Origin of the sequence: Pseudomonas oryzihabitans, assembly GCF_014522265.1 — a bacterium.
GTDB lineage: Bacteria > Pseudomonadota > Gammaproteobacteria > Pseudomonadales > Pseudomonadaceae > Chryseomonas > Chryseomonas aestiva.
The window spans coordinates 2,989,613-3,001,180 of record NZ_CP017024.1 but is presented as its reverse complement, the minus strand read 5'-3'; the positions used below and the strand labels follow the sequence as shown (position 1 = coordinate 3,001,180).

At 64.8% G+C, this 11,568-nt stretch carries 12 protein-coding genes; 2 read left to right on the top strand and 10 right to left on the bottom strand.

Translation table 11 applies throughout. From position 1 onward, the window contains the following. Positions 1–199 precede the first annotated feature (199 nt). The gene (locus BGI51_RS13850; RefSeq protein WP_007159499.1) at positions 200–514 is read left to right on the top strand and encodes a hypothetical protein; all 315 of its coding nucleotides are present in this window, start codon (positions 200–202) and stop codon (positions 512–514) included. A 51-nt stretch (positions 515–565) separates the two neighbouring features. Here the strand turns inward: BGI51_RS13850 and cysN are convergent, their stop codons facing one another. The 3 genes from cysN to BGI51_RS13835 form a co-directional block, all read right to left on the bottom strand. Then, positions 566–2,464 carry a sulfate adenylyltransferase subunit CysN gene (gene cysN / locus BGI51_RS13845; RefSeq protein WP_187978693.1) on the bottom strand — a complete coding sequence of 633 codons (1,899 nt, stop codon included), beginning with the start codon at positions 2,462–2,464 and terminating at the stop codon, positions 566–568. A gap of 1 nt (position 2,465) precedes the next feature. Then, a complete protein-coding gene (gene cysD / locus BGI51_RS13840; RefSeq protein ID WP_007159501.1) occupies positions 2,466–3,383 on the bottom strand; it encodes a sulfate adenylyltransferase subunit CysD in 918 nt (305 codons plus the stop codon). Positions 3,384–3,548: 165 nt separating this feature from the next. Beyond that, on the bottom strand, positions 3,549–4,304 hold the full coding sequence (locus BGI51_RS13835) for a Nif3-like dinuclear metal center hexameric protein (protein WP_187978692.1): 756 nt from the start codon (positions 4,302–4,304) through the stop codon (positions 3,549–3,551). Between the two features lie 117 nt (positions 4,305–4,421). Here BGI51_RS13835 and BGI51_RS13830 point away from each other — a divergent pair, with 117 nt between their 5' ends. Next, entirely contained in the window at positions 4,422–5,543 is a 1,122-nt protein-coding gene (locus BGI51_RS13830; protein ID WP_133859829.1) for a S1C family serine protease, read from the top strand. 145 nt (positions 5,544–5,688) lie between these two features. Here BGI51_RS13830 and hisC read toward each other — a convergent pair whose 3' ends face one another. The 7 genes from hisC to BGI51_RS13795 all read right to left on the bottom strand — a co-directional run bounded on the left by hisC (position 5,689) and on the right by BGI51_RS13795 (position 11,554). Next, positions 5,689–6,744 (bottom strand): histidinol-phosphate transaminase, encoded by a 1,056-nt coding sequence (hisC, locus tag BGI51_RS13825; protein WP_187978691.1) that lies wholly within the window; start codon positions 6,742–6,744, stop codon positions 5,689–5,691. Beyond that, positions 6,741–8,060, bottom strand: coding sequence for a histidinol dehydrogenase (gene hisD, locus BGI51_RS13820; protein WP_187978690.1), 1,320 nt, complete (start codon positions 8,058–8,060; stop codon positions 6,741–6,743). Before hisD ends, hisC begins: the two co-directional genes overlap by 4 nt. A 289-nt stretch (positions 8,061–8,349) precedes the next feature. Next, positions 8,350–8,982 (bottom strand): ATP phosphoribosyltransferase, encoded by a 633-nt coding sequence (gene hisG / locus BGI51_RS13815; RefSeq protein ID WP_187978689.1) that lies wholly within the window; start codon positions 8,980–8,982, stop codon positions 8,350–8,352. Positions 8,983–8,991: 9 nt separating this feature from the next. Continuing rightward, positions 8,992–10,257, bottom strand: a complete 1,266-nt coding sequence (gene murA / locus BGI51_RS13810; protein ID WP_187978688.1) for a UDP-N-acetylglucosamine 1-carboxyvinyltransferase — start codon at positions 10,255–10,257, stop codon at positions 8,992–8,994. Between the two features lie 22 nt (positions 10,258–10,279). Continuing rightward, entirely contained in the window at positions 10,280–10,519 is a 240-nt protein-coding gene (locus BGI51_RS13805) for a BolA family protein (protein WP_007159508.1), read from the bottom strand. 73 nt (positions 10,520–10,592) lie between these two features. Further along, a complete protein-coding gene (locus BGI51_RS13800; RefSeq protein ID WP_187978687.1) occupies positions 10,593–10,907 on the bottom strand; it encodes an STAS domain-containing protein in 315 nt (104 codons plus the stop codon). Next, positions 10,904–11,554 (bottom strand): MlaC/ttg2D family ABC transporter substrate-binding protein, encoded by a 651-nt coding sequence (locus BGI51_RS13795; RefSeq protein WP_187978686.1) that lies wholly within the window; start codon positions 11,552–11,554, stop codon positions 10,904–10,906. Before BGI51_RS13795 ends, BGI51_RS13800 begins: the two co-directional genes overlap by 4 nt. Between the last annotated feature and the right edge of the window lie 14 nt (positions 11,555–11,568).

Here is an 11,568-nt window from a genome sequence, read left to right as displayed (position 1 = left end):
GTCAGGGTACCGGTCGCGGTACCAGATACAGGAGATGCATCCCGCGGGAGTGGGGACACGTCGACCTCGAGTTGTTGGGACTGATGTCCCCGTATTTGGTTTTACCCAAACTTTACCCGTGTCGATCTAGGCGACTCGCCGCCCTTGCGGTCTGATAGACATACCCGGTTTCATATCCCCGGGTTGCAGGAGAATGATCATGCTACGTCGCATCACTCAAGTCGTGGTGCTTGCCGGTTGCCTCGCCATCGCCGGTCAGGCGTCCGCCCACGGTCGTGGCCCCGGTCCGGCCTTTCTCGGTGCCGTAGTGGGCGCCGTGGTTGGCGGAGCCATCGTCTCCCATTCCTACGCCCGCGAGCCAGTCTATGTCGAAGGGCCACCGCCGCCGCCTCCGCCGCGCGTGGTCTATTACGAACCGGCACCGGTCTACGAATATCGCGTGGTGGAGCCGCGCCCCGTGTACTACGGCCCGCCGCCTGGCGCCTACTATTACGGCCCGCCCCCGCGCTGGTAAAGGCCCATGAAAAAACCCGCCGAGAGGCGGGTTTTTTCATGACTGAACGCCCTAGATCACCTGACGCCGACGCAGGACGTCGAGGATCTGCTGGACGCCCTCCTCCACCGACAGCTGCTCGGTGTCGAGCACCAGATCGGCGTCTTCCGGGGAATCGTAGGCGAAGGAGATGCCCGGGATATTGTCACCACCCGCGGCATAGAGCCCCTGGGGATCGCGCTCGGCACAGGCCTTGGGCGATGCCTTGACATGCACGGTCAGCAGCCGCTCGGCGCCGATCAGCGCCTGGGCCTGGGCCCGGCCCTCGGCATCGGGTGCAACGAAGGCAGCCAGGGCGATCAGGCCAGCCTCGTTGAACTGGCGGGCCACCTGGGCGGCGCGCAACCAGTTCTCGCGACGACCGGCGCGATCCTGCGGCAGCCCCTTGTTCAGGTCGTGGCGCAGATTCTGGCCGTCCAGCACGAAGACCGCACGCCCGGCATCGAACAGCCGACGCTCCAGCGCATAGGCCAGGGTGGTCTTGCCGGCACCGGAAAGACCGGTAAAGAGCACCGTGGTGGGCTGCTGACCGAAACGCGCCGCCCGCTCGCTGGTGGCGACGTGCAACTGATGCGCGCCCTGGCCGTGACCGGTAGCGCCCACCGGTTCGGCGATGATCATGCCGGCGCCCACGGTGCCATTGGTCAGGCGATCGATGACGATGAAGGCACCGGTGGTGCGGTTGACGCCATAGCCGTCCAGGGCGATGGCGGTATCCAGGGCCACCTTGACCCGGCCGATCTCGTTGAGCTTGAGTTCGCTGGCCGCGCCGTGCTCCAGGGTGTTGACGTCCACCGTGTGCACGATGCTCGGCAGCGAACCCGGCACATAGCTGGTGGCCCGCTTGATGTCGTACTTCTTGCCCGGGCGCATGGGCTCTTCGGCCATCCACACCAGCATGGCCTCGAAGCTGTCGGTCACCTGCGGACGATTGTCGGCATGCACCAGGACATCGCCACGGGAGATGTCGATCTCGTCTTCCATGGTCAGGGTCACCGCCTGGCCAGGACCCGCCTGCTCCAGCTCACCTTCGTAGGTGACGATGGACTTGACCCGGCTGCCCTTGCCCGACGGCAGGACCACCACGGCATCGCCCTTGGTGACCACGCCCGAGGCCAGGGTCCCGGCGAACCCGCGGAAGTTGAGGTTGGGCCGGTTGACGTACTGCACCGGGAAGCGCAGGTCGTCGAGGTTGCGATCCGCAGCGATCTCGACGCTTTCGAGGATCTCCATCAGAGGCTTGCCGCTGTACCAGGGCGTCTGCTCGCTGCGATTGACCACGTTGTCGCCCTTGAGCGCCGACATGGGCACGAAATGGATGTCCTTGGCGTTCAGCTCGATGCGTTGGGCGAAGGCCAGGTAGTCGTCCTTGATACGCTCGAACACCGCTTCGTCGAAGCCCAGCAGGTCCATCTTGTTGATGGCGACCACGATGTGCTTGATACCCAGCAGCGAGGCGATGTAGCTGTGCCGGCGGGTCTGGGTCTGGATGCCGTAGCGGGCGTCGACCAGGATGATCGCCAGGTCGCAGGTGGAGGCACCGGTGGCCATGTTGCGGGTGTACTGCTCATGGCCGGGGGTGTCAGCGATGATGAACTTGCGCTTGGCGGTGGAGAAATAGCGATAGGCCACATCGATGGTGATGCCCTGTTCGCGCTCGGCCTGCAGGCCGTCCACCAGCAGCGCCAGGTCGACCTCTTCGCCGGTGGTCCCCACCTTCTTGGAATCGCGGGTGATGGCTTCCAGGTGATCCTCGTAGATCATCTTGGAGTCGTGCAGCAGGCGCCCGATCAGGGTGCTCTTGCCGTCGTCGACATTGCCGCAGGTGAGGAAGCGCAGCAGCTCCTTGCGTTCGTGCTGCGCGAGGTAGGCCAGGATGTCCTGGCCGATCAGATCGGATTGGTGCGACATCTTAGAAATACCCCTGACGTTTCTTCTCTTCCATGGATCCGGCGCCATCGTGGTCGATGACCCGGCCCTGGCGTTCGGAGGTGCGGGTGAGCAGCATCTCCTGGATGATGTCCGTCAGCGTGGTCGCCTGGGACTCCACCGCGCCGGTCAGGGGGTAGCAGCCGAGGGTACGGAAGCGCACCTGGCGCTTGTGGATGCGTGCCTTCTCCTCGGGCGAGAGGTGTTCGAGGATGCGGTCGTCGTCGATCATGAGCAGGGTGCCGTTCTTCTCGATCACCTCGCGCTCGGCGGCGAAGTACAGCGGCACGATCGGGATGCCTTCGAGATAGATGTACTGCCAGATGTCCAGCTCCGTCCAGTTAGACAGCGGAAAGACGCGGATCGACTCGCCCTTGTTGGTCTTGCCGTTGTAGATGTTCCACAGCTCGGGACGCTGGTTCTTGGGATCCCAGCGGTGCTTGCTGTCGCGGAAGGAATAGACGCGCTCCTTGGCGCGAGACTTCTCCTCGTCGCGGCGCGCGCCGCCGAAGGCCGCGTCAAAGCCGTACTTGTCCAGCGCCTGCTTGAGGCCCTGGGTCTTCATGATGTCGGTGTGCTTGGCGCTGCCATGGGTGAAGGGATTGATGCCCTGGGCGACCCCTTCCGGATTCTTGTGCACCAGCAGATCGAGCCCCATGTCGGCGACCATGCGATCGCGGAATTCGTACATGGCCTGGAATTTCCAGCCGGTGTCCACGTGGAGTACCGGGAACGGCAGCTTGCCGGGAAAGAAGGCCTTGCGGGCCAGGTGCAGCATCACGGCCGAATCCTTGCCGATGGAATACAGCATGACCGGGTTGTCGAACTCGGCGGCCACTTCACGGATGATGTGGATGCTTTCCGCCTCAAGCTGTTTGAGGTGCGTCTGTTTGTCGAGCATGGCTACTCACGATTGCAGAAAGGTGGCCTAGGAGATGTCCGTTGCGGCATCCAGTCGACTGGACACACCGGACAGAGCGGGCCGTGGACGAACCTCAACCTTACCATAGGCAACGGTTATGGCCCGCCAGGCCATCTAGATCCAGAAGTTATATGCTTATGACGCTCAGGCGGGATTGTCGCAGTCGATGAAGCGATGCTCGATGCCCAGCTGCGCGGCCAGAAAGTCGCCCAGCGCCTGGACCCCGTAGCGCTCGGTGGCATGGTGGCCGGCGGCAAAGAAACTCACCCCGTTCTCGCGGGCACTGTGCACCGTCTGCTCGGACACCTCACCGGTGAGATAGGCATCCACTCCCGCGGCAATGGCCTGATCGATGTAGCCCTGGGCACCGCCGGTGCACCAGGCCAGGCGCCGGATCGACCGTCCGCCATCGACCACCAGCGGCCCGCGTTGCAGCACGTCCGCCACCCGCCGAGCGAAGTCGACGGCGGATTGCGCCTGCGGCAACTCGCCCTGCCAGATCAGTCCCTTGGCGTCACCCGGCAGCGGCCGGATATCCTGCAGACCCAGGCGGCGACCCAGCTGGACGTTGTTGCCCACCTCGGGATGGACGTCCAGCGGCAGGTGGTAGGCCAGCAGGCTGATGTCGTGGCTCAGCAGCGTCTTGATCCGCCGGTGCTTCATGCCGATGAGGCGGGCATCTTCGTTTTTCCAGAAATAGCCATGGTGCACCAGGATGGCATCGGCCCCGGCCGCCACGGCGGCGTCCAGCAGCTGCTGGGAGGCGGTGACGCCACTGACCAGCAGACGCACCTGCTCGCGGCCCTGGACCTGCAGGCCATTGGGGCAATAATCCTGGATCCGGGCCGATTCCAGGTAGCGATCGGCGGTCTCCACCAATTGATCAAGGGACAGGGTCACGGACGGCTTACCTCCTCACTGGCGGCGCCACAGCGTGTCTTCGGGTGGCGCCGCTCCTTATAATGCCCACCAGCTTATCCGGCGCACCCCGGGTGGACAAATTCAAGGATGTGATCGATGTACAAGGCTTTGCGTTATCTCGGCTGGCCCGTGCTGTGCGGTCTGCTCGTTGCAGCCCTGATCATGCAGCGCTATCCGCAATGGCTCGGCCTGCCCGCCCAGCCGCCGCTGTTCGAGGCGGCCCAGGCGCCCGCGCATTCGCGCCAGCAGGGACCGGTCTCCTATGCCGACGCGGCGAGTCGCGCCGCGCCAGCGGTGGTGTCGCTGCGTTCGACCAAGGCGGCCAAGCCGGGCAAGGCCGGTGACACGGCCAGTGACCGCAAGGGTGTGACCAAACCGGTGGAGGAGCTCAGCCTGGGCTCGGCCGTGCTGATGAGCCATGACGGTTATCTGCTGACCAACAACCACGTGACCCTCGATGCCGAATCCATCGTGGTGGCGCTCGCCGACGGGCGTCAGACCCTGGCCAAGCTGATCGGCAACGATCCAGCCACGGACCTCGCCGTGCTCAAGATCGACCTGCCCAACCTGCCGGCCATTTCGGTGGGCGATTCGACCGCCATCCGCATCGGCGACGTGGTGCTGGCCATCGGCAATCCCTTCGGCGTCGGCCAGACGGTGACCATGGGCATCATCAGCGCCACCGGCCGCAACCAGCTGGGTCTCAATACCTACGAGGACTTCATCCAGACCGATGCGGCGATCAACCTGGGCAATTCGGGCGGAGCGCTGGTGGATGCCAACGGCAATCTGATCGGCATCAACACCGCCATCCTTTCCGGCGGCTCCCAGGGCATCGGCTTCGCCATCCCGATCAAGCTGGCCATGGAGGTCATGCGCTCGATCATCCAGCATGGCCAGGTTATCCGCGGCTGGCTGGGGGTGGCAGTGGAAGTCATCACGCCAGAGCTGGTCAAGACCTACGGCCTCAAGGTCGACCAGGGCATCGTGGTGACCGATATCGATCCGGAAGGACCGGCGCACAAGGGCGGTCTGCGTGCCGGCGACGTGCTGGTCAAGCTGGCCGGCCAACCGATCAGGGACGGCCGGCTGGCGATGAACCAGATCGCCCGCAAGCAACCCGGCGACAGCATCCCCATCGAGGTGCTGCGCCAGGACAAGACCGTGCAGGTCAAGGTTACCGTCGGGCTGCGTCCCTTGATGGAGAAGGCACGCTAGGCTCTATACGTAAAGTGCCTACGCTCGGTGATGCTTCGTTGAAAAGCGCTTCGGAATGCTCTTTTACCATTCGTAAACTCCGCTTCATCAGCGCTTTTCGCCTCGCTTGACCATCGCTCGGCAACTTTTCGAACAGAGCCTAAGCTCAGAGGGTATCGAGGGCCGTGATCAACGCCTGATTCTGCACGGGCGTACCAATGGTGATGCGCAGGAAGTCGGCGATGCGTTCGGGACGGCTGAAGTGGCGCACGATGACGCCATGCTCGCGCAAGCCCGCGGCCAGCACCGCCCCGCCCTTCTGCACATGACGGGCGAAGATGAAGTTGGCGGCCGAGGGCAGGACTTCGAAGCCGCGCTCCAGCAACTGGCCGACCAGGGCTTCGCGACTTTCGACCACCTGCCGGCAGGTCTCGTCGAAATAGGCGCGATCCTCGAAGGCAGCGGTCGCGCCGGCCAGGGCCAGGCGATCCAGCGGATAGGAGTTGAAGCTGTTCTTGATCCGCTCCAGGGCCTCCATCAGCGGCGCCTGACCCATGGCCAGGCCTACCCGCAGACCGGCCAGGGAACGGGACTTGGACAGCGTCTGGGTCACCACCAGATTGGCATGGCGCTCGATCAGGGCAACCGCCGACTCCGCCCCGAAGTCGACATAGGCTTCGTCCACCACCACCACCGAGGTCGGATTGCCGGCGACGATGCGCTCGATGGCGTCCAGCGCCAGGGCGCTGCCGGTCGGTGCATTGGGGTTGGGGAAGATGATGCCGCCATTGGGGCGCAGATAGTCCTCGGGGACGATCTGGAAATCCTCGTCCAGCGCCGGGGTCTCGAAGGCGATGTCGTAGAGGCCGCAATAGACCGGATAGAAGCTGTAGCTGATGTCCGGGAACAGCACGGGTCGGCCATGGCCGAACAGCCCCAGGAAGATGTGCGCCAGCACCTCGTCCGAGCCGTTGCCGACAAACACCTGGTCGCTCTGGATGCCGTAGTAGCGGGCGACGGCGTCCTTCAGCGCCTGGCCGTTGGGGTCGGGATAGAGGCGCAGGTCGTCGGTGGCTGCGGCGCGGATGGCGTCCAGCGCCCGCGGCGACGGACCGTAGGGATTCTCGTTGGTGTTGAGCTTGACCAGGTTGGTCAGCCTGGGCTGCTCACCGGGTACATAGGGCACCAGATTCTTGACGAAGGGACTCCAGAGTTCGCTCATGCCTGCTCCTCCTGAATGCGGTATTCGGCGCTGCGGGCGTGGGCGGTCAGGGACTCGCCACGCGCCAGGACCGAGGCGACCCGGCCCAGCGCGGAAGCGCCAGCGGCCGAGCAGTGGATGATCGAGGAACGCTTCTGGAAGTCGTATACGCCCAGGGGCGAGGAGAAGCGCGCGGTGCCCGACGTCGGTAGTACATGGTTGGGACCGGCGCAGTAGTCGCCCAGGGCCTCGGCGGTGTAGCGACCCATGAAGATGGCGCCGGCGTGGCGGATCTTGGGCAGCCATTGCTCGGGCTCGGCGACGGACAGTTCCAGGTGTTCGGGGGCGATGCGATTGGCCACCTCGATGGCCTGGGCCATGTCGGTAACCTGGATCAGGGCACCCCGCCTTTCCAGGGAGGCGCGGATGATGTCGGCGCGCTCCATCTCCGGCAGCAGGCGAGCGATGCTGGCCGCCACGGCGTCGAGGAAGGCGGCGTCCGGACTAACCAGGATGGCCTGGGCGTCCTCGTCGTGCTCGGCCTGGGAGAACAGGTCCATGGCGATCCAGTCGGGATCGGTCTGGCCATCGCAGACCACCAGGATCTCCGATGGGCCGGCGATCATGTCGATGCCGACCTTGCCGAACACGTGGCGCTTGGCGGTGGCGACATAGATGTTGCCGGGACCGACGATCTTGTCCACCGGCGGTACGCTTTCGGTGCCATAGGCGAGGGCGGCCACGGCCTGGGCGCCGCCAATGGTGAAGACGCGATCGACACCGGCCAGGGCCGCAGCGGCCAGCACCAGTTCGTTGACCTCGCCGCGGGGCGTCGGCACCACCATGACCACCTCGCGCACACCGGCGACCTTGGCGGGGATGGCGTTCATCAGCACCGAGGACGGATAGGAGGCCTTGCCCCCCGGCACATAGAGACCGGCACGATCCAGCGGGGTGACCTGCTGGCCGAGCACGGTGCCATCGGCCTCCTGGTACTGCCAGGAATCCTGGCGCTGCTTTTCATGATAACGACGGACGCGCTCGGCGGCGGCTTCCAGCGCGGTGCGCTGCTCCGGCGTGATGCGGGTCAGGGCTTCTTCCAGGCGCGCGCGCGGCAGGATGAGATCGCTCATGGCGGTCGCCTCGACGCCATCGAAGCGGCGGGTGTATTCGAGCAGCGCGGCGTCGCCCTGGTGGCGCACGTCGGCGATGATCGCCAGGACCCGCTGGTTGATGTCGGCGTCGGACACCCCTTCCCAGCTCAGCAGATGATCCAGATGCTCGGCGAAATCCGGAGCGGCGGCGGCGAGTCGGCGGATGGCGAGCGGAGCGGTCATGGCGGATCCTCTTCAGGAGAGCGAAAGGGGCGCCCGAGAGTAACAGCCGGCTCCGTGTGGGCGCCCGACAATTTGGCTATGGCACGGATAGGCGAAGCTGGAGGGATGGAAGCGGTCCGGGCCGGCATCAACCTGCCGGCCAGGACCCAGAGCCTGTTCAAAGTCTCGCGAGCTAGAGACAAACAAGGCAAAAGTGGCTGAGGAAGCGGAGTTTACGAGTGGTAAATGAGCATTCCGAAGCCATTTTCAACGTAGTTTGGCCGACGCGCAGCAGGCTTTGAACAGGTTCTCAGGCGCCTCGCACCTCGACGGCCTGGCGCAGGGTCTCGATGAGCGCCTGGATACGACCGTGCTGCATCTTCATCGAGGCCTTGTTGACGATCAAGCGCGAGCTGATGTGGGCGATCAGCTCCTGGGGTTCGAGACCGTTGGCCTTGAGGGTATTGCCGGTGTCGACCACGTCGATGATCTTGTCGGCCAGCCCCACCAGCGGTGCCAGCTCCATGGAGCCGTACAGCTTGATGATGTCGACCTGGCGGCCCTGCTCGGCATAGTAGCGCTTGGCGACATTGACGAACTTAGTCGCCACCCGCAGCCGGCCACGCGGCGCCGGAGCGCCCACGGCACCCGCGGTCATCAGCTTGCAGCGGGCGATGCGCAGGTCCAGCGGCTCATAGAGACCATCGCCGCCGTATTCCATCAGCACGTCCTTGCCGGCCACGCCCAGGTCCGCGGCGCCATGCTCCACGTAGGTGGGCACGTCGGTGGCGCGGACGATGAGCAGGCGCACATCGTCCTGGGTGGTCGGGATGATGAGCTTGCGGCTCTTGTCCGGATTCTCGGTCGGCGCGATCCCCGCCGCTGCCAGCAGCGGCAGGGTGTCGTCGAGGATACGGCCCTTGGACAGGGCGATGGTCAGCATCGGAGGTCCTTACTTGGGCGTACGACGGATCTTGGCACCGAGCAGCTGGAATTTCTCCTCGATGCATTCGTAGCCGCGGTCGATGTGGTAGATGCGATCGATCAGGGTATCGCCTTCGGCCACCAGGGCCGCGATGACCAGGCTCGCCGAGGCGCGCAGGTCGGTCGCCATGACCGGGGCGGCCTTGAGGCGCTGGACGCCGGTGACGATGGCGGCATTGCCTTCGATGGCGATGTTGGCGCCCATGCGCACCATCTCGTGAACGTGCATGAAGCGGTTCTCGAAGATGGTCTCGACCACGGTACCGGTGCCTTCGGCGACGGCGTTCATGGAGATGAACTGGGCCTGCATGTCGGTGGGGAACGCCGGGTAGGGCGCCGTGCGGATGTTGACCGCGCGGGGGCGATTGCCCTTCATGTCCAGCTCGATCCAGTTGCTGCCGGTCGAGATGTGGGCACCGGCCTCTTCCAGCTTGGCCAGCACGGCCTCGAGGATGGTCGGATCGGTGTCCTTGAGCTTGACGCGACCGCGGGTGGCAGCGGCGGCGACCAGGTAGCTGCCGGTCTCAATGCGGTCCGGCAGCACCGAATAGGTGGCGCCGCCCAGGCGCTCGACGCCTTCCACGGTGATGGTGTCGGTACCGGCGCCCTGGATGTTGGCACCCATGGCGATCAGGCAGTTGGCCAGATCGACGACCTCGGGCTCGCGAGCGGCGTTCTGGATGACGCTGCGACCCTTGGCCAGGGTGGCGGCCATCAGCACGTTCTCGGTACCGGTCACGCTGACGGTATCGAAATAGTAGTGGGCACCACGCAGGCCACCGGCCGGCGCCTTGGCCTTGATGTAGCCGCCTTCGACGGTGATCTTGGCACCCATGGCCTCCAGGCCGCGCAGGTGCAGATCGACCGGACGCGAGCCGATGGCGCAACCGCCGGGCAGGGCGACTTCCGCTTCGCCGAAGCGCGCGACCATCGGACCCAGCACCAGGATCGAGGCGCGCATGGTCTTGACCAGTTCATAGGGCGCGACCAGGGTCTTGATGCTGGACGCATCCACCTCGACATTGAGCTTTTCACCGATCACCGGCTGGACGCCCATTCGGCCGAACAGCTCGATCATGGTGGTGATGTCGTGCAGGTGCGGCAGGTTGGCGATGGTCACCGGGGTGTCGGCGAGCAGGGTCGCGGCGAGGATCGGCAGGGCGGAGTTCTTGGCCCCGGAAATGCGAATTTCACCGTTCAGGCAGTTGCCGCCGGTAATGATCAGTTTGTCCATAGCGAGTTCTCGGCGCTGCGAATCAGGCGCGTTCGGCCCAGGCAGCACGGGTGAAGAATTTCATGGTGACAGCATGGATGCTGCCATCGGCGATCTGCGGCTGGAGATGGGAGTAGACCTGCTGCTGACGCTTGACCGGGCTGAGTGCCTGGAGCTCGTCGCTGATCAGGTAGAGCTGGAAATTGCAGCCCTCGCCTTCCACTTCGACCTGGGTATCGGCCAGTTTTGCCTCAAGGAGGCTTTTGACTTCTTGGGCCTGCATGGCGGCACCTCGGCAATCTAGTACAGCCGGCGATCATACAAAAAAACCGGCTGTACGGCGACTGCGATGACCGTTACCCGTGAGCGTCGTCCGCCAGGGGCAGCAGTTCGAGGGCATCCGAGACCTCGGCGATCTGCCGCAACTCGGAGGGCAGGCCAGCGATGGTCAGCGAGCACCCTGCGGCCTGGGCATCGCGCAACCAGGCCAGCAACAGCGCCAGGCCGGCGCTGTTGGAATGTTCAACGCCAGCGCAGTCCAGCACCAGCGGACCGCTGCCCTGGGCGATCAGGGTACGACCTTGCTCGCGCAGGGACGGCACACTGGCGTGATCGAGTACGCCCGACAGCTGCAGCCGGGCGCCCTCGCGGGTGATGGCGGCGCGACTCACGAACCGACCTTGGCCTTCTGGGCCTCGGGAGAATCCTTGGCCTTGGCCACGGTGCCCGCCCAGTTGTTGATGGTCTTGTCCAGGTCGTTGCCGTTTTCCTGCATCGCCTGGGCGAACTGGTCGCGGAACAGCTTGCCGAGATTCAGACCATTGATGATGACATTGCGCACCTTCCAGTCATTGCCCTGCTTGACCATGCTGTACTGCACCGGGTAGACGGCGCCGTTGTTGCCCTTGACCTCCATGCCCACGCTGGTGCGATCGGGACCATCGGACGGACCTTCGGGCAGTACCCGGATACCCTGGTTGTTGTACTCCAGCAGCGCGTTGCCATAGAACTGCATCAGGCTGCGCTTGAAGTTTTCCTGGAAGCGCGTCATCTGCTCGGGCGAGGCGCTGCGGCTATAGCGCACGGTCATGATGCTGCGCGAGATGCCTTCGGCATCCACCACCGGGCCGAGGATGTTGTTGAGCGACTCGTAGAAGGCTTCCGGACTGCTGCGATACTTGTCGCGATTGGCCTCGAGATCGCTGAGCAGCGTGCTGGTGGTCTGCTGGATCACGTCGTGGGCCGAGGGTGCCGCCTGGGACACCAGGGGCAGCAGGGCCAGGATCGCGATCACTCCGTGACGAAGTAGCTTGAGCATGGAGAAGCCTCTCA